We start from the raw sequence: 17,373 nt of genomic DNA, 5'->3' as shown, positions 1-17,373 counted from the left end.
TTTATTCTATAGGAGCATCCAATAATTTTAACTCAGGATTATTCTTTTGAAAATAATTCATATCCCACTCCGATTCAAACAAAAGCGCAGTCCTTCCTTCTTTGTCTGTTACTTGATTGGCAGACTTTGGGACAAGGTGAATTTCATCTTGTCGGATCCATCTTGAAAAAGAATATGGCAACATAGTAATATTTGTGTTTACATTGTATTCATCTTGTAATCTTCTTTGGAACACCTCAAATTGCAACCTGCCGAGAGCGCCGATAATCGGACTACCGGCTCCAATAGTACGAGAAGTAAACGAGTGCAAAATACCCTCTTCCGATAATTGCTCTATACCTTTTTTAAAACCTTTTAGTGAAGCACTTTCAGGAGAAGATATAGTTGCAAAAAGCTCCGGTGCAAATACAGGAAGTGGCCTAAGCCCCGGATTTTTTCCAGAAAATAATACATCACCTATTCGGAATGTTCCCGGATTGATTAGCCCTATTATATCACCGGGGAACGCTTCATCAATAGTATTTCTGTCTTGTCCAAAAAATGCAAAAGAAGAAGACAACTTAACTTGTTTTTCCAATCTGTCGTGGTTTACAGTAAGACCTCTTTCAAATTTTCCGGAACAAATTCTAACAAATGCAATTCTATCTCTATGTGCACGATTCATATTTGCTTGAACCTTGAAAATGAAACCGCTAAAAGAAGAATTCGCAGGGTCTAAGAAGGAGCCGTCTATTAAAGGAATATGGTATGGTGATGGCGCTAAGTTTAAAAAATGATTCAGGAAAATTTCGATCCCAAAGTTATTTACCGCAGAGCCAAAAAATACAGGTGAGATTTTTCCATTAAGAAAATTTTTCATCTCAAACGCTTCGATCCCGTTCTCAACAAGATCAATTTCATCTCTGCATTGCTTTAAAATATCAGGGTCTATTTGACTTTCAAGATGAGTGTCGTTTATCCCGGAAACTTGAACGGGTGCTTTTTGTATTCCACCGGAAGTTTTCTCGAATAAGTGAATAGTTTTTAATGATCGGTCAAACACTCCTTTAAAATCAACACCTGTTCCAACCGGCCAAACAAAAGGAACTGCTGTGATTCCTAATACTTCTTCGATTTCATCTAAAAGAGAAAATAAATTTTTGGTAGGTCTGTCCATCTTGTTTATAAAAGTAATAATTGGGATTCCCCTGTCTCTACAAACCTTGAAAAGTTTTCTTGTCTGCGGCTCGACTCCCTTTGCAGCATCGATTACCATAACCGCCGTATCTGCTGCCATAAGAGTTCTGTAGGTATCTTCTGAAAAATCTTCGTGTCCGGGAGTATCTAAGAGATTCAAAACATAGCCTTTATATTCAAATTGAAGCGCGGCTGATGTAATGGAAATCCCTCTTTCTTTTTCCATAGCCATCCAGTCAGATGTAGCCGATTTTCTGTCTTTGCGTGCCTTCACTGCGCCGGCTAACTGAATTGCTCCTCCATAAAGAAGTAACTTTTCTGTTAGAGTTGTTTTTCCTGCGTCAGGGTGAGCAATAATTGCAAAGGTTCTTCTTCTATTAGTTTCTTCTTGAATACTTAGGCTCATTGTTATAAATTAGGATACTCCCAACTCCCACAAAATTTGAAAATATAGTTTCACTCTTCTTACGATGATAATTTTACTAAAGTTTTGGACACGCTTATTTAAAAAATGAATTTTTATGACACTACTGCAAAAACCATAAAACGGGTTTTGTATTGATAGTGAATGACACTATCGAAAAAGCTCTAAGGGATTTAATTTTTGAAGTCCTCGTAAATAGTTTCGTTTCAGTGGTTTATTTTTGAAATATTCAGATAGGGTGAAAAAAGCCGGAAATATACCGGCTTTTTTTGTACTTAGGGAAATTAATTTACCTTTGTCCAGTATTGTTTTGCTCCAATCCATTTGCTAATCTTTAAGTGACCTTTTACGAGTAGTCTGGTTGGGCTTTCAAGTTTCATGTAACCTGCATAGGTTTTTCCGTTACTTGCTTTGTATATTTCTCCACCTTGCCATTCTTTATCATCTGCATTCCACTTGAAGTTTTTTGCAAGATTCATCCCGATAATCGGCTTAGAGTGCTGAGAAGGATCAGGATTTTCTGTATCTCTTTTAGGCTCGCCTGCTTTTGCTTTACCGTTTTTTACAGCTTCAGAGTCTGCGGTATAATTAGGAGCTTTTAGCCCGATTATTTTTCCACAGTAAGCACTACCACACTTATACATTTCTACAGTTGCCTCTGCACCTTCTGTGCTCCACTTTCCAATAACCGCATCTGCATCATCAGCAAATACAGGAATCGTTAATATTAGGGAAATTCCCATAATAGCTATTACCAAATACTTTTTCATTTTGTTCTCCTTGACTACTTTTTTGCAATACATTGCACGTAAAGACCACATTTATGCCGTTGTTTTTTTTTCTTCAAGCTAAATAGTATTTTTTAAATTTTTTTATTTCGTATTTTCGTATTTTTTTTAGTTTTTTAGACATATTCCAGAATAATTATAGATTGTAATTTGAAAAATTCTTGCGAAAACAAGGATTTTAAGGAAAAAGTATTTCACTACGGGAGAATTTAAAGTGTCAGGACATTCCAAATGGGCAACTATTAAAAGAAAAAAAGAAGCAATTGATTCCAAAAGAGGGGCAATTTTTACAAGATTTGCAAAAGAGCTTTCAGTAGCCGCAAAAATGGGTGGCTCTGACCCGGATTCAAATCCAAGATTAAGGCTTGCTATTCTAAAAGCAAAATCTCAAAATATGCCAAAAGACAATATTGAGAGAGCAATCAAAAAAGGTGCTGGAGAGTTGGAAGGCGTTGTGTACGAAGAATGTGTCTATGAGTGCTATGCACCGGGAGGGATCGCAATTATGGTAGAGGTATTAACCGATAAAAAGTCCAGAACAACCCCCGAAATCAAAAATATTTTAACAAAATCAGGTGGCTCACTAGGAAATCCGGGAAGTGTAAGTAGGCTATTTGAAAGAAAAGGGTTTATAAGCATTCCAAGTAACTCTACAAAAGAAGACACTCTTGTAGATCTCGCAGTAGAAGCAGGCGCTGACGATGTAGTGTTGGTAGAGGATCATTTTCAGGTAACTACTACACCTGAGAGTTATGAAAAAGTACAAATTGCAATCAACACTGCCGGAATACAGGTAGAGGAATCTGAAATTCGATATATTCCAAGTGTGACCGTAGAAGTATCAGATAAGATCAACGCAGAAAAGGTTATGAAAATCATAGAGTCCTTTGAAACCCAAGATGACGTTCAAGGGGTACATTCTAATTTTGATCTTCACCCGGATCTGGCAAAGGAAATGTAATTTTTTTCGCCATGCTTTTCCCTGAAAAATTACCAGATTTTTTCAGTATAAATCCTTTTGATTTATTTTTAAAAAAAATCCCAACCCACCACTTAGAAAAAGATAACTATAGGGTCACTCTTAATCTGAACTCTCTGAATAAAGTAATTCAAACCGAAGTTGTAGAAAAGACAGATAATTTAAAAAAGCTCACATTCGATTCTGAAAATGGAAAATTGAATTTAGAAGGATACTATAGCGTACTTCATTACCCGCTTGCCAGACTTTGGAGGGTATCTGCCCTGAATTTTTATGCTATTTTAGATCCTGTTTGGGTAAAAAATAATATCATTCGATTTAAAGTAGTAAGTTTTCGTCTTGAAAATCATAAAAAGAAAAAATTTGATTTGATCAGACTTCTTTCCAGATTTGATTTTTTCCATCGTAGAATGATATTGGAATCTATTGTGGAAGTGATTCCTGAGGTTCTATCTTCTACAAGGCTAAACAATGAGATCAAATTCAATATTAATTATTTTTTAGAAAAAATTCCATCTATTGCAGGAAAAATTTCTATTTCCAGAATATATCCCTATAAGGGAGAAATTTTTTTCTATGTTCGTTCCAGCACAATTCTTAGAGCGCTATTGGATTTTTTTGGTCCTGAGTTTATCCGATTGGATGAAATTGACGAGGGAAGCGATTCTTTAAAATTGCTTTGGAGGCGTTAAGCGATTATGAAAATCGTATATATCACAGATATACACGATGGACTTCAGAATTTAAAACAAATTCTATTAGAAACATCTCCCGATCTATATTTACTTTCCGGGGATATTATTTATAAAGCTTTTTTTAATCCCGAAAAAATTATAGAGTTTTGCTCATCCCAGGAAGAGCTTTCTATAATTCTAAAAGAAACTCAGTCTGATCTTACTGCTTATGATTTTGCTACAAGGGTGATTCGCTTTCCGGAAAAATATTCTGAAAAAGTTTATAATAAATCTGTAGAGTACAGAGTTCTTTTTAATCTTGCTGCAAAGACTATGAAAGAGAAATATGAAATCATAGAAAAACTCCTAAACAAATACGCCAAGTCTCCTACTTGGCTTTTGCCTGGGAATTACGACATAGACTTACAATATACGGCTCTATTTGAAAGAGACCTGCACAGAAAAACTTTTGAATTTGAAGATATAAAATTCGCCGGTTACGGAGGAGCACCGATTACAACATCAGGAATACCGGAAAAACTAGCGGTTAAGTTTCATGAATACAATAGAAATGGGTCAAATTATAGCGAGCCTGAAGAATTTTTTATGGAAGAATTGCCCGATGTAGTGGTGATACACAACCCGGCTTACGGATATTTAGATACTATCCCAGGATTTGGTCATATCGGATCACAAGGAATTCGCAGATATTTAGACGAGCATTCCCCTTTATTGGTTTTATCCGGGCATGTCCACGAAGACCAAGGGGTTTTGAAAAAGAATAAGTCTATTTTTTTGAATCCTTCTAATTTCGGGGGGGTAGATTCGATCTACGGATACCAAGAAGGTGGATTTTTTTCTGAAATTATTTTAGAAAATCGCCAAGTTCAGAGTATAAAACTAAATCGTTTAGTGTCAAATAAAGCGGTAACTTTGATTGAAGTAGATTGCACAGGTGATGAGCTAAAGGCAGCTTTTGTTATGGAAAATTCGGAAGTACCACCGGAAAATTTTATAAGGAAATAATGGGACTAAAAAGATTCAGAAACCACCCGATTATAAAAGAATTCAATGGGCTGAAGCGATTTTTCAGGTCTCACGAAACAACTGTGTCCAGACAAAGGACAAGGGATTTTAAAAAATTTTCAGAAATGATCAGTAAATCGGGAGACGAGGTAGCGTTTGATTTGATGGGATCTGTAAATTTCGGACAAGCAAGAGAGCACTCTGACACAGATGTTGTGATCTATATGAGGTGCGACAACAACCGTCTCGGAGAGTGCGACCCTGAAAATTGTTCGCGGTTAAATTTGTATAAAAATCTACTTATTAATACATTAGTCTATGAATATACAAGCCACTCTTATCCTGTTCAAATCGTAGATTGTATAAACTTAAATCAATTGGACTATGATTTAGAGACTGGAAACCAAAACTCGATTCATTTAGTAAAATTTGGTTTTTATAGATCTATTTGCAGAAGTGTGAATAGAAAACTTTTACGTAAATACGAAAATCGCTTAAGTGCAAATGAAGAGCTTTGCATTTCGATTGAAACTTCTCTTGCCGATTGTTTTTACGGTCTAATCCACTCTTCTCAACATTCTTACTCTTTCAAAAAATATGTAGAAAGATTGCAAGACGAAGGTTTTAAAGTTCCTGAATCTATGGCAAAAAAAATTAGCTCCTACTTAAACACATAAAATGGTAACATTTCTAACACTTTGTGCAATCGTAGGAACAGGTGGACTTTTCTTGTATTTGCTTTCTACTTATGAAAAATCTAAACTTGACAAAATACAAAAGATTAGAGAAAAAAAAGAAGAAGACTTTGATGGAATAGACCCAAGACATGTATATGGCAAGAACTGGAACCCGGAAGTCCAACGCCCAAGAATTTGTCCTTGTTGCGGTAAGGCTCTAAAGAAAACAGAATTTTTGTATGCAGCCATGAGTAAAGAAATTCAATCCAACGGAAAAAAACAAGTTCATATTTATGGATGTAGGTATTGCTACCTTGGTTTATTTGAAGAAGAAAATTCAGAAACACATGAGGAAAATTTAGATTTCTAATGAAAGAATTTTCTTTAACAGATTCTGTTGAGTTGTTGAAAGGTGTGGGTCCCAAAAAAAAAGAATCGCTAAAGTCTATAAATATAGAAAATTTTTCTGATCTACTCTATTATTTTCCAAGACGTTATCTTGACAGAAACTTAACTTCTTCTGTAGTGCTTACGACGGCAACTAACGTAACACTACTTGTAACCGTACAAGATTTCTATCTTGCACACGGGAAAAAATCCAGACTTGTTGTAGGTGTTGTAACTTCCAGAAACGAAAGAATTTCACTGATATTTTTCAAAGGTCTCCCCTATTACAAAAATTTATTCAAAGAAGGAATGGTTGTAGCAGTATCAGGAAAGCTCGACTATTTTAGAGGTTTACAAATCGTTCACCCTGAAATTGAAATAGTTTCTTCTGATGACCCTGAGGACTTACTTCATTCAGGAAGAATTATTCCACTTTATCATTCCACAGAAACTCTGAAATCCGATGGATTAGACTCCAGAGGGTTTAGAAGACTAATCAAGCAAGTAATTATTTTTATGGAGAGTAGTTCTATTTCTGTAGAAGAAATTCTGCCAAAAGAGATTTTAAAGAAAAGAAAAATGTATGACAGAAAAAAATCTTTTACTGAAATCCATTTTCCTTCAAGTGATGAGTCTTTGCAGGAAGCAAGAAGAAGGTTTATTTACGAAGAGTTTTATTTTTTTCACTTGCTTATGTTATTTAAACAAGAAAAAAGAAATGAAATAAAAAGAATTTTATGGCCTCTTCCAAACTCATCTACAGCAGATAAGCTAAAAAGAAATCTACCTTTCAAATTAACAGAAGACCAAGAAGGTGCAGTCAGTCAAATCTTAGACCTTGCAAAAGTAGAAAAGCCTATGGCTGTTTTACTCCAAGGAGATGTAGGCTCAGGAAAAACTATCACTGCACTTTTAATTGCCCTACACTATATTGAAAATTCTATTCAAGTATGTTTTGTTGCACCTACTGAGATTTTAGCGAGGCAACACTACCTATCTATTTTGAACTTACTCGGTAACTTTCCATTTTTGGGAATTGAGTTATTGGTAGGTAAAGAAAAAGAAAAAACAAGAAAAGAAAAATTGCACGATTTAAAAACCGGTGGGATTTCTATGGTTGTTGGAACTCATACACTTTTTCAAGACGATGTAGAGTTTAAAGACCTTGGCTTAGTCATAATTGATGAGCAACATAAGTTTGGAGTAGAGCAAAGAGAATCTATTCGAGCAAAAGGAAAAAATCCCGACATCATAGCAATGACTGCGACTCCAATTCCGAGATCTCTAACTCTTACAATTTACGGGGACTTAAAATTAGTTTTAATTAAAAATAAACCAATCGGTAGAAAACCAATTACAACTAAATGGGTTCGGGAAGAAAAAAGAGCCTCAGTTTACAATTCTATAAAAAAATATTTAAACGAGAAAAGACAGTGCTTTATCGTTTATCCTTTAATAGAAGAATCAGAAAAATTAGACCTACAGTCTTGCATCGACGCTTATGAAGAGCTACGCAAAACTATTTTCAAAGAATATTCTGTAGGACTACTTCACGGAAAAATGAAATCTGAAGAGAAAAACTTAGTCATGGAGAAGTTTAAAAAAAATGAAATCCATATTTTAGTAACAACAACAGTAATAGAAGTAGGTATAGATATTCCAAATGCAACAATGCTTATAGTCGAAAATGCAGACCGGTTTGGAATTTCACAGCTTCACCAGCTTAGAGGGAGAGTGGGAAGGGGAGATAAGGAAAGTTTTTGTATATTGATCACTCCAAATAAGGTTAGTGAAGACGCTAACATGAGATTGGATGCAATAGTTTCTACAGAGGACGGGTTTTCTCTTGCAGAAACAGATTTAAAAATACGTGGGCCGGGGGAATTACTAGGGCTTCGTCAGAGTGGGCTTCCCGATTTTAAAATTGCAGACTTACAAAAAGATGAATCTATTGCGATTGAGGCAAGAGAAGATGCAGAGAAATCTGGGAAGATCAGCGATTTAGAAAAATATGAAATTAGGACAAGATTTAGTGAAGGCAGAATTTTGTTTCCAAATTAAACTTTTCTTCCGTGGAAATATACCGCTTCTAATTTTCCTGGAAATGAAAACCCTTCATAAGGAGACCAGCCGCTTTTGCTTTTTATCATTTCTTTTTGAAATATAGTTTTTTCTCGTAAATTTAAAATTGTGAAACTCGCAGAATATCCTTTTTCAATTCTACCAAATCCTTTACCGTATTTTTCTGGTAAAAATCCATTTACAAAATCTCCCGGATTTTTAGCACAGACCTCTGCTATTCTTTTTAAGGGTACTTTTTTTTCGTTGATGAGCCAAGTTACGAATAGCGAATACGTGTCTAATTGAGAAATCCCACTAATTCCTTTTTTCTTTTCTTCAATTGTGTGAGGAGCATGATCTGTAGCAAGGTAGTCTATATCACCTTGAATCAGAGAATTTAGTAAAGCCTCTTTGTCTTCTTTTTCTCTTAAAGGGGGATTCATCTGAAACCAAAAAAAATTCTCACTTGTAATCATAGATCTGTCAAAAAACAAATGGGTGGGCGTAACCTCACAAGTGACAGATAAGTGTCTTTTTTTTGCTTCGATAATTTTTTTTAATCCTTCTTTTGTAGAGTAATGGCAGAGTTTTCCTTTTAGATCGTATTTTTCAATTAAGTAAATAGCAAACTCAGTTGCAGTTATTTCTGCTAATGGAGGTCTTCTATCTTCGTGCAATTTTTCACCCTTATGGTTTTCTAAAATAATAGGGTCTTCACAGTGGAAGCTAACATTTTCTCCTCTATAGTGGCGCATAACGTCCTCAAGCTCTTCGTTTGTCTTAAAATACAATTCGCCAATCGAAGGGCCCATAAAAACTTTATAGGGAACTTTTCTGGAAAGTGGTTTAGTGTTAGGTCCAATCCCAGCGTATAGAGTAATCAAAATCGGTGATTTTTTTTGTGCAAGGCTGTCTTTTTTTTTGTAACTATCATCGTCAATAGGTGGTATTGGGTTATTTGGCATATCAGCTATATGGACTACTCCACCGTTTAGGGCTGCATGCGAAACGCTTTGAAAATCTTCTTTATAGATTTGTTTTTGTGACTCGTCCTCTCTTGCGTGAATGTGGATATCCCCAAATCCGGGAAAAATCACACAATCGGTAAGTGAATAACTTCTCTGTAAACTTTCAGACTCAGCCGAAACCACATCTTGAATAAGACCTATCTTATTGCTAAAAAAAATAGTTCCAAAAAAATCTTTTTCGTGTGTTACGATCCTACCTGAAATTTTTTCTATATCAATATCCATTTTTTTTCCATTTATATAAAATCATCTTGCAAACCGAAGGATTTCATCAATCGGTACTCTTTTTGAATAGAATGAATTTGCTAATTCTGAGTCGTCTTTGTACCCTATTGAAAAACCAACTGCAATAGATTTGTCTATCCCGATATTCAAATATTTCCGTATAATATCGGGATACGATACTAAAGCTGCCTGCAAACAAGTTGAAAGACCTTTTGATTCTGCTGCAATAACTACATGACCGAGAAAAATTCCTAAATCTAAAATTGCCCATTCTCTTAAACTAGAAGGAATTAAGCAAAATACAATCGTAGGCGACCCAAACCCAGAAAAATTTTTAAGCATTTGGATTTCTCTTTTTGGTTTATCTTTTCTTTCAATTTTTAGATGACCATAAAATTCCATTGCGAGCTCCATGATTCTTTTTTTAATTTTAGAAGGATAGTTTGTCTCGTACGGAAAATCAGAATTTGGTAAAGCCCCTGTTTTTGCTTTTTCGATAAGCTCTTCACAAATCGTATTTTTTAAGTTCCCGCTTACAGCGATGAGTTCATAGCTCTGTGCATTTTTCCAAGTAGGAGACCTTTCAGAAAGCTCTACAATTTCTTTCAGAATTTCTTCTGAGACAGGTTTATCAAGAAAACCTCTACAGCTAATTCTGGAGTTTATAACCTTTTGGACTGCTTCAAACTTTTCATTCTGCATGGAAATTCCCTTTGACCTGAACTTAATTTATTGTTTACTGAGAATAATATCTTATACCGGTTAAGCAATAAATATTTAGATTCCTTTTATAAATGGCGTACCTGCAAAAAACTGTTTTTGAAAAAGCAATTGTTCAAAAAGCCAATAAAAGTGCCATTTTCTAGCGTTGTAAAAAGCCCTGAAATGGGTTTTTGCAGTAGCGTCATAAATATCTAAAATATGTTTACGTTTACTGAATAATATTTTCTATATATTTTATATGCTTTTTAGGGGATAAAGTGAAGAAAATTCTGATCGTAGATGACCAACCTCAAATTTCCAGAATACTCACAGATATTTTAGTCAGCGAAGGATTTCAAGTTGAAGTTGCAAGAAATGGAGCGATAGGAGTTGCCAAAACTATCGAAATAAAACCTGATTTAATTTTTATGGATATAATGATGCCCGTAAAAGACGGATTTGAAGCCACGAGAGAAATTCGCAATATCAAAGAGTTTGAATCAACACCCATTGTTTTCTTAACTGCAAAAGGACAATCCTCTGACAGAGAAAAAGCTATAGAAGTTGGTGGGAATGAATTTATAACAAAACCTTTTTCACCAAAAAAAATACTTGAAGTTGTAAAATCTATTCTTTCTACTTAAATAAATTCGATTATGAAAAAATTCATACTAATTCTATTGTGTTTATTCATATTTCCAATTTCAGCTCAACCTATATTTAAAGTAGAGCCTATCTCTGGAAATATCAATACAGAGTTTCAGGAGTTTGGTCCATCTATTTCCAAAGACGGGCTTGAATTGTATTTTTATTCAAAAAGAAAAGGTGCCAATTACACAGATTTGTATAAGGCTATCCGAAAAGAAAACAAGTGGTCTATTCCGATGCCTCTTGAAGAGTTAAATTCCCCTTATGACGATGGGAGCCCTTTTATTTTTGAGAATAAAAGTTCTAAAAGTATTTTGTTTTCTTCTAATCGAGATGGATCCAAAGAATTCATTTTTCCAAATGGAAAAATTGGAGTATCCAGAGATATTTATTTTTCTGATTTCAAAAATAATGTTTGGACTGAACCAAAATCCCTTTCTGGTAGAATCAATACTTCTGCTATTGAAGAAAATCCTTTTCTATCAGGAAACACATTGTACTTTACAAGGTACCCTTTTGGTGAGCTTCAAAAAGCAAAAATTTACTCTTCTGTTTATGATGGGAGAAATTGGAGCGAGCCAAAACCTCTTCCTTTTCCTATAAACGACGACAGCTCTAATATCGCTGCTATAGTGTCAGACGATGGAAAAGAAATTTTATTTTCTTCCAATCGTGAAAAAGGTTATGGAGGTTACGATATATACAGGGCTAAAATCCATTCAGATAATAATATTACGATAGAAAATCTTGGTCCGGAGATTAATACAGTTGGAGACGAAGCCTATATTATCCAGAACCACTCCAACAATAGTTTCATTTTTTGCAGAAAAGAGCCCGGGAAAAGTTATGACATCTACGAGGGAACTGAAATCTCTGAAAAAGACATTTCAGAGATGTTGAAAATTAGAAATAAAATCACCCTAAATAACATCTATTTTGAGAGAAACTCGAGTAAAATTTTAGCAGAATCAGAGCCTGCCTTAGACAAGGTAGTGGAATTTTTACGAAAAAACCCGGACAAAAAGGTAAAGATCACCGGGCATACAGACCTTACAGGAGATTTAGACGCAAATAAAATTCTTTCCGAAAACCGTGCAATCGCCGTAAAAGAGTACATGATTCAGAAAAAAATTGACTCCAATCGAATTTTTACGGAAGGAAAAGGCTCGAGCCTTCCTCTGATTAATTCAGACGATGACTTTGCCAGTAAGAAAAACAGGCGTACAGAATTTGAGATTCTGAAATAATCAGATTGACATTGTAGTTTTGAAATAATTTGTTTAGAAAAAATGACTCACTTGTGAAGCTACCTACTCACAGACTAGTCATAAATTTTTGAGAGTAGAACAATGCACAATAAAAAAATAATAATTTTTTTTATATTTATATTCGTATATTTTGAATCTGTATTTTCACAGGAAACTCGCCTTTTTTCAATCCTAAAGAAAAAAGAAATAGTCGTATCTGTAGCCAAGACCTATGAGCCTTTTTATATAGAGGATCCTAATGAAGGGTTTCCCGGATTTGATGTAGACTTTGCCAAAAAATACGCCAAGTTTTTAGATGTGAATATCAAAATTATTCCTCTTGGAGACTTTGAAGATCAGGCGAGGGCAATTGTGTCCGGAAAAGTTGATATTGCAGTAGCAGGTATATCTTCTCATTTAGCTCGAGCAAAAGAAGTAAATTTTTCCGATCCGTATTTAATCACTACTCCTGCCGGTCTTGTCAATAAACAAAGTTTACCCCCTGAACCAGAAGGGCAAATCGTAGTAGTAAAACCATTTAAGGATCTTCTTGATTTAAAATTTCAATCAGGAATTTCTTTTTCGGTAAAGTCTGATTCTTCCAGTTATTTTTTCTTAAAGAAAAATTTTGAGAATTCAAAAACGTATTCTTATCTTTCAAACAACCTGTCTTTGGATTCCCTCTTACGGAACAACGTAAATTGTTTTGTGGCTGACGGTTTATTAATTGAGGCTTTATTACAAAAAAAACCTGAGCTGAAAGCAAATTACCTTCCCTTATTAAACCCTGTATCTGAAGAGCATATCAGTGTTGCACTTCCAAAGAATGATGTGTATTTGACTCAAAGTATGAATTTTTTTATTAAAGAAATGAAAAGAAACGGGAACATCAAAGAACTCAAAGCCAAATATTTTAACAACAATGGCTGGGTTAAGAAAAATTGAAGAAACTGAAATATTTTTTATTTTTAATATTGCTTTCTTCATCAATTAGAGCTGATGACTCGGAGCAAAGAACTCTATTTGAATTTAGTGGCTCTTTTCGTACAAGAGCTTTTAACATGGGAAGAGATATGCTACTCTATCGAAAAAATTCGACTCTTCCAATTTATGATAAACAAGCCGAAAGTGATGCAAGGTCTGTAAATGCTCAAAATGCTTTCAACACAGAAGTTGATGCAAGACTAAAAGGAAAGCCCTCCACAATTCAAAGACAGGACGAATCAATCAGATATTACGACACCAGAGTCCTCTTAAATTTGAATTTTATCACATCAAAATATTTAGATGGACTTTGGGGGATGCAGGTAGGGGATATTCCGTTTGGAGGGAAGGGAATTTCTCCTACAAAAAATGATCCTTATACAACTGGGCCGGGGAGTGGAGGAGAAATGGGTCAATCCTCCGGAACTAACGTCCAGACAAACTTTTTATATATTAATTTTAAACTACCTTCACAAAGTTTCAACATCAGGACAGGAATTCAGTTATTTTCTTCTGCACAAGGTAGAGTGCTATACACCAATGGAGCCGGTGTTCAAATTACAAAAGACCTTCGTAACAAGAATGCAACTTTTGAAGGAGGTTGGATTCGCGCCAGAGACAGAAGCATCCCCTACCCGGATGGGAATGGATTCAATACAAAAAATTATGTGAATACAAATATCTATTTCATAAAATTAAAACTCAACCCGGTAAGAAATATTAAAAATGAAATTTACTCGTATCTCTTAAACGATACGGATCGAACTGACCCTGCTAAAGAAACCGGCAATTTATTCTGGCACGGCTTGTTCAATGAATTTACATTTACACGGCTTAGCTTTTCTATCCACGGGATATTCAACACAGGAACGCTAAAAACTTCTAACCCTTACCGTATCAGTTCAGGAACTGAAGTTTACGAAAAATACGACAGGCACAAAATCAAAGGAGCACTTTTTGATTTTCAATTGAATTATAATTATACAGATAAAATCACATTGGGGTTAGTTGGTATTGGAACTACAGGAAGACCTGGTTATGAAAAAGACGGGGTTCTATCTGCAAATAAAGGTAACGGCTACAGAACTCTTTCTCCGGGCTTCGCTATCTCCAATATAGGAATCGACTTCACTGGAGGTTACGCTTTATTTTCAGGGAAATCCATGAGTGGATTAATTGAATACGGAGCATTTTCTAATATATTGGTTTATGGTCCTCTGCAACTAACGTTCGGTTATTATAGACTCTATTCGAGCAAATCTCCCGAAATCGAAAACAATCGTGAATTCAATTTAGACGCGGGGAAAAAAACGAGTAACTATATGGGACACGAATACAATTTTAATATTAGATGGAACATGTTTAGAGATTTACAATTGCTATTTAGATCGGGCGTATTTATTGCCGGAGATGGACTGAAAGTTTTATTTGATGCGCCTTATGGTAAAAAAATCTATGAGGCCTTTTTTACCTTAGAGCATAAATTTTAAAGGGTTAGTCTGGATCGGATTGCTTTTCCCAGAGTGTATTGATCAGCATATTCGATATTGCTACCGACTGCAACTCCATGAGCTATGCGAGTAATTTTTATAGAAGAATTTTTCAGTAAACTTGCGATATAGGTCGCAGTTGCATCCCCTTCCAAAGTAGGATTGGTCGCCATTAGAATCTCATTCAAATTTTCATTTTGAACACGATTCAACAACTCTTTAATTCTAATCTCATCGGGTCCTATTCCGTCTAACGGTGAAATAGCCCCATTCAATACATGGTATTTCCCCCGAAACTCACCCGTATTTTCAATAAAGAAAATATCTTCCGGCTCTTCTACAACACAAACTATACCTATATTTCGATTTGAAGAAGTACAAATAGAGCATATCTCGTTTTGAGATATAGCGCCGCACACTGTGCAGAACTTCAGATTTTTTTTTGCTTCTTGAATGTTTTTTATGAACGAGTCAAATTCATTAGCATCTTGGCGAAGTATATGAAATGCAATTCTATAGGCACTTTTTTTCCCGATTCCTGGAAGAGATACAAAGGCTTCAATTAAATTTTGAAATGCCTCATCAACCATTAAAACCTCCGAATGGTTTTAAAAAATCCGGTAGATTCCCAAGACCGCCTGTAATTGATTTTAGTTCGTGCTCAGTTGCTTCCTTAGATTTTTTATAAGCGTCATTTACCGCAGAAAGAATCAAGTCTTCCAGCATTTTCACATCTTCACCTTCAAATAGGCCTTTGTTGATTTCGATGTTTTTAATTACTCCGTCTCCACTTATAGTGACATTTACCATTCCGGCTCCGGCGGTAGAAGTAATCCTTAACTTAGAAACTCTGCCTTGTACTTCTTCCATTTGCTTTTTCATTTCGCTTACTTTCGCGAAAATTTCCGTAAATTTTAAATTCCCTTCGCTCATATCTACTCCAATTTTGGTAATTTATTTGCATCCACATCAGTTGCTGAAAATTTTTCTTTTAGTAGAGATTCAACATCTTCTACTGAAGAAGGTTTTGGATTTTCTTTTTTGGGTTGAGTTATCGAACTGGAAATAAAATCTCCTTCAGTCGATAATAGCTTTGTCAATTCAGAAATTTTTTCTACAACACCGGATACAGTTGGTTTTGCTAAATCAAAAATTAATTTCCGTATTTGAATTTCTATAAATATTTTGATTTCATAGGAGTTTCTAAGCCTAAGCAAATTAATTTTTTCAAAAAGACCATAGATTCTTTCAGAAATCAAAATAACTACTTCCATTGGTATTTGGTGAAATTTATCTTTGATCTTTTGTACGTCTTCTATAGGAAAATCGATATTTTCTCTATCCCCCAGATTTTCTTTTGTGAGAACGATAATATGTACAAATTCAAGAAAATCCCAAAGAAATTTCTGCAAATCTTCTCCTTCCTGAAAAAGATTTTGAATTGTGGTGATCGCATCTGCATAATTATCGCTATTTAGAATATTGTTCAAAAATTTTTCATGGGTTTCAATTCCATGATATCCGATTAGATCTCGCAAAATTTTTCCGAAAATTTTGGAATCAGAATAAGTTATGACTTGCTCCATAAAAGAAAGAGCGTCTCTTACAGAGCCATCTCCCTTTTTTGCAATCCAAAAAATACCTTCCGAATCATATTCATAATTTTCTAACTTACAAATTTTTTCTATAAATGCCTGAAGATGAACCAATGGTACTTTTTTGAATACAAAATCCTGACATCTCGAAAGAATGGTTTTAGGAATCTTGTGGTATTCGGTAGTGGCCATGATAAATATTACATGAGGTGGAGGCTCTTCCAAAGTTTTCAGTAGAGCATTAAAAGATACGTCAGTCAACATGTGAACTTCGTCTATAATATAGATTTTATACTTCCCTCCCATTGCAGAAAATTTTACATTTTCGCGAAGTTGGAGAATATAGTCAATTCCTCTGTGGCTCGCAGCATCTATTTCTAAAACATCGTTTGTAATACCTTTAGTGATTTCGACACATGAGGTACATTGGTTGCAAGGCTCGTTATCGACAGGAGAATCACAATTAACCCTTTTTGCCAAGATTCTTGCAATTGTAGTTTTCCCGACTCCTCTCGGTCCAAAAAATATATAGGCATGCCCGACTCTCCCTGATTTCAGAGCATTTTGAAGTGCATTCACGGCTACATCTTGATAAATCACTTCGCTAAATTTTTGAGGGCGATATTTTCGAGATAATACTAAGTGAGGTTCAGTCATAGAATTTTTCTATCGGAGAAGCCGGGATTCGAACCCGGGGTGCTTTTGGCACACACGCTTTCCAAGCGTGCACATTAGACCACTCTGACACTTCTCCCTACCAGCTTAGAATGAAAAATATTCACCGACTACAGTCAACTGAAAACTATCTTTTGGCTAAAAAAAAACTTTTAAATATTTCTTGAATCTTCGCATTTTTATTATAAATAATCTTTGGAAAAAAGTTTAGGTTGTAAATAAACTCTGGCTGCAAGGACGAGATACCTTCATATTTTGTAGCTTCAACGAAATAAATCACTGTTTGAATTCTTGACTTAATGATTGCACCCGCACACATAATACAAGGCTCAAGAGTTGTAAGAAGAGTTGCATTTTCAAAATACGTTTTTATAGAATTGGCTTCTTGAATCGCTAAAATTTCACTATGCTGTATAAAACTTTTTTCTGCCACCGTAGAATTGAATTTTTCTGCAATCAATTCATCCTTATCGTAAATCTGAGTAAAAGAAGGAATCTCTTCTAAAACGTGTGGATACCTGTGAAAAAATTTTTTTAGAAATACTTCTTCCATAATATTCTAAATTTTGTAAAATGCCCGTATTCGG

At 34.9% G+C, this 17,373-nt stretch carries 18 protein-coding genes and 1 tRNA gene; 10 read left to right on the top strand and 9 right to left on the bottom strand.

Annotation, left to right across the window (positions count from 1 at the left end):
- Window position 1: 1 nt before the first annotated feature.
- Together HS129_13755 and HS129_13750 are read right to left on the bottom strand one after the other, a co-directional pair.
- Window positions 2–1,582, bottom strand: a complete 1,581-nt coding sequence (locus HS129_13755) for a peptide chain release factor 3 (GenBank protein MBE7413099.1) — start codon at window positions 1,580–1,582, stop codon at window positions 2–4.
- 302 nt (window positions 1,583–1,884) lie between these two features.
- Window positions 1,885–2,370 carry a DUF2147 domain-containing protein gene (locus tag HS129_13750; GenBank protein ID MBE7413098.1) on the bottom strand — a complete coding sequence of 162 codons (486 nt, stop codon included), beginning with the start codon at window positions 2,368–2,370 and terminating at the stop codon, window positions 1,885–1,887.
- Window positions 2,371–2,602: 232 nt separating this feature from the next.
- Here HS129_13750 and HS129_13745 point away from each other — a divergent pair, with 232 nt between their 5' ends.
- From HS129_13745 to recG, 6 genes are read left to right on the top strand one after another with little or no spacing between them, the layout of a single operon-like run.
- Complete coding sequence (locus HS129_13745) at window positions 2,603–3,349, top strand: YebC/PmpR family DNA-binding transcriptional regulator (GenBank protein MBE7413097.1); 747 nt, start codon at window positions 2,603–2,605, stop codon at window positions 3,347–3,349.
- Between the two features lie 11 nt (window positions 3,350–3,360).
- Window positions 3,361–4,059, top strand: coding sequence for a hypothetical protein (locus tag HS129_13740; GenBank protein ID MBE7413096.1), 699 nt, complete (start codon window positions 3,361–3,363; stop codon window positions 4,057–4,059).
- Between the two features lie 6 nt (window positions 4,060–4,065).
- Entirely contained in the window at window positions 4,066–5,067 is a 1,002-nt protein-coding gene (locus HS129_13735; GenBank protein ID MBE7413095.1) for a metallophosphoesterase, read from the top strand.
- Window positions 5,067–5,744, top strand: coding sequence for a hypothetical protein (locus HS129_13730; protein ID MBE7413094.1), 678 nt, complete (start codon window positions 5,067–5,069; stop codon window positions 5,742–5,744). Before HS129_13735 ends, HS129_13730 begins: the two co-directional genes overlap by 1 nt.
- 1 nt (window position 5,745) lies before the next feature.
- On the top strand, window positions 5,746–6,114 hold the full coding sequence (locus tag HS129_13725) for a hypothetical protein (protein MBE7413093.1): 369 nt from the start codon (window positions 5,746–5,748) through the stop codon (window positions 6,112–6,114).
- A complete protein-coding gene (gene recG, locus HS129_13720; GenBank protein MBE7413092.1) occupies window positions 6,114–8,192 on the top strand; it encodes an ATP-dependent DNA helicase RecG in 2,079 nt (692 codons plus the stop codon). Before HS129_13725 ends, recG begins: the two co-directional genes overlap by 1 nt.
- Here recG and HS129_13715 read toward each other — a convergent pair.
- Together HS129_13715 and HS129_13710 are read right to left on the bottom strand one after the other, a co-directional pair.
- The gene (locus tag HS129_13715) at window positions 8,189–9,445 is read right to left on the bottom strand and encodes an amidohydrolase family protein (protein ID MBE7413091.1); all 1,257 of its coding nucleotides are present in this window, start codon (window positions 9,443–9,445) and stop codon (window positions 8,189–8,191) included. The two genes, recG and HS129_13715, sit on opposite strands and share 4 nt — an antisense overlap.
- Before the next feature lie 21 nt (window positions 9,446–9,466).
- Window positions 9,467–10,147, bottom strand: coding sequence for a nitroreductase (locus tag HS129_13710; GenBank protein MBE7413090.1), 681 nt, complete (start codon window positions 10,145–10,147; stop codon window positions 9,467–9,469).
- Between the two features lie 278 nt (window positions 10,148–10,425).
- On the opposite strand from HS129_13710, the gene HS129_13705 reads away from it, so the two are divergent.
- The 4 genes from HS129_13705 to HS129_13690 all read left to right on the top strand — a co-directional run bounded on the left by HS129_13705 (window position 10,426) and on the right by HS129_13690 (window position 14,516).
- Window positions 10,426–10,791, top strand: coding sequence for a response regulator (locus HS129_13705; GenBank protein ID MBE7413089.1), 366 nt, complete (start codon window positions 10,426–10,428; stop codon window positions 10,789–10,791).
- Between the two features lie 12 nt (window positions 10,792–10,803).
- Window positions 10,804–12,042 (top strand): OmpA family protein, encoded by a 1,239-nt coding sequence (locus tag HS129_13700; protein ID MBE7413088.1) that lies wholly within the window; start codon window positions 10,804–10,806, stop codon window positions 12,040–12,042.
- Window positions 12,043–12,144: 102 nt separating this feature from the next.
- Window positions 12,145–12,987 (top strand): amino acid ABC transporter substrate-binding protein, encoded by an 843-nt coding sequence (locus tag HS129_13695; protein MBE7413087.1) that lies wholly within the window; start codon window positions 12,145–12,147, stop codon window positions 12,985–12,987.
- Window positions 12,984–14,516: a hypothetical protein gene (locus tag HS129_13690; protein MBE7413086.1), complete on the top strand. Its 1,533-nt coding sequence runs from the start codon at window positions 12,984–12,986 to the stop codon at window positions 14,514–14,516. The genes HS129_13695 and HS129_13690 overlap by 4 nt, the downstream gene beginning before the upstream one ends.
- Here the strand turns inward: HS129_13690 and recR are convergent.
- The 5 genes from recR to HS129_13665 all read right to left on the bottom strand — a co-directional run bounded on the left by recR (window position 14,513) and on the right by HS129_13665 (window position 17,339).
- Window positions 14,513–15,106, bottom strand: coding sequence for a recombination protein RecR (gene recR / locus HS129_13685; protein MBE7413085.1), 594 nt, complete (start codon window positions 15,104–15,106; stop codon window positions 14,513–14,515). The genes HS129_13690 and recR overlap by 4 nt on opposite strands.
- The gene (locus HS129_13680; GenBank protein ID MBE7413084.1) at window positions 15,099–15,449 is read right to left on the bottom strand and encodes a YbaB/EbfC family nucleoid-associated protein; all 351 of its coding nucleotides are present in this window, start codon (window positions 15,447–15,449) and stop codon (window positions 15,099–15,101) included. Before HS129_13680 ends, recR begins: the two co-directional genes overlap by 8 nt.
- A gap of 2 nt (window positions 15,450–15,451) precedes the next feature.
- The gene (dnaX, locus tag HS129_13675; protein MBE7413083.1) at window positions 15,452–16,768 is read right to left on the bottom strand and encodes a DNA polymerase III subunit gamma/tau; all 1,317 of its coding nucleotides are present in this window, start codon (window positions 16,766–16,768) and stop codon (window positions 15,452–15,454) included.
- A gap of 13 nt (window positions 16,769–16,781) precedes the next feature.
- Window positions 16,782–16,865, bottom strand: a tRNA-Ser gene (locus tag HS129_13670).
- Window positions 16,866–16,913: 48 nt separating this feature from the next.
- Window positions 16,914–17,339 (bottom strand): nucleoside deaminase, encoded by a 426-nt coding sequence (locus HS129_13665; GenBank protein MBE7413082.1) that lies wholly within the window; start codon window positions 17,337–17,339, stop codon window positions 16,914–16,916.
- Between the last annotated feature and the right edge of the window lie 34 nt (window positions 17,340–17,373).

The sequence above is a fragment of the Leptospiraceae bacterium genome (assembly GCA_015075105.1).
Taxonomy (GTDB): Bacteria; Spirochaetota; Leptospiria; order Leptospirales; family Leptospiraceae; genus JABWCC01.
Note: the sequence above shows the minus strand (reverse complement) of the source record. Positions and strands in the feature narration are given on the sequence as shown.

Coding starts and splice junctions, on each gene's coding strand:
- HS129_13695 (MBE7413087.1), top strand. CDS start 12,145: ATGCACAATAAAAAAATAATAATTTTTTTTATATTTATATTCGTATAT.
- HS129_13725 (MBE7413093.1), top strand. CDS start 5,746: ATGGTAACATTTCTAACACTTTGTGCAATCGTAGGAACAGGTGGACTT.
- HS129_13710 (MBE7413090.1), bottom strand. CDS start 10,147: ATGCAGAATGAAAAGTTTGAAGCAGTCCAAAAGGTTATAAACTCCAGA.
- HS129_13740 (MBE7413096.1), top strand. CDS start 3,361: ATGCTTTTCCCTGAAAAATTACCAGATTTTTTCAGTATAAATCCTTTT.
- HS129_13715 (MBE7413091.1), bottom strand. CDS start 9,445: ATGGATATTGATATAGAAAAAATTTCAGGTAGGATCGTAACACACGAA.
- HS129_13680 (MBE7413084.1), bottom strand. CDS start 15,449: ATGAGCGAAGGGAATTTAAAATTTACGGAAATTTTCGCGAAAGTAAGC.
- HS129_13700 (MBE7413088.1), top strand. CDS start 10,804: ATGAAAAAATTCATACTAATTCTATTGTGTTTATTCATATTTCCAATT.
- recR (MBE7413085.1), bottom strand. CDS start 15,106: ATGGTTGATGAGGCATTTCAAAATTTAATTGAAGCCTTTGTATCTCTT.
- HS129_13750 (MBE7413098.1), bottom strand. CDS start 2,370: ATGAAAAAGTATTTGGTAATAGCTATTATGGGAATTTCCCTAATATTA.
- HS129_13665 (MBE7413082.1), bottom strand. CDS start 17,339: ATGGAAGAAGTATTTCTAAAAAAATTTTTTCACAGGTATCCACACGTT.
- dnaX (MBE7413083.1), bottom strand. CDS start 16,768: ATGACTGAACCTCACTTAGTATTATCTCGAAAATATCGCCCTCAAAAA.
- HS129_13735 (MBE7413095.1), top strand. CDS start 4,066: ATGAAAATCGTATATATCACAGATATACACGATGGACTTCAGAATTTA.
- recG (MBE7413092.1), top strand. CDS start 6,114: ATGAAAGAATTTTCTTTAACAGATTCTGTTGAGTTGTTGAAAGGTGTG.
- HS129_13730 (MBE7413094.1), top strand. CDS start 5,067: ATGGGACTAAAAAGATTCAGAAACCACCCGATTATAAAAGAATTCAAT.
- HS129_13755 (MBE7413099.1), bottom strand. CDS start 1,582: ATGAGCCTAAGTATTCAAGAAGAAACTAATAGAAGAAGAACCTTTGCA.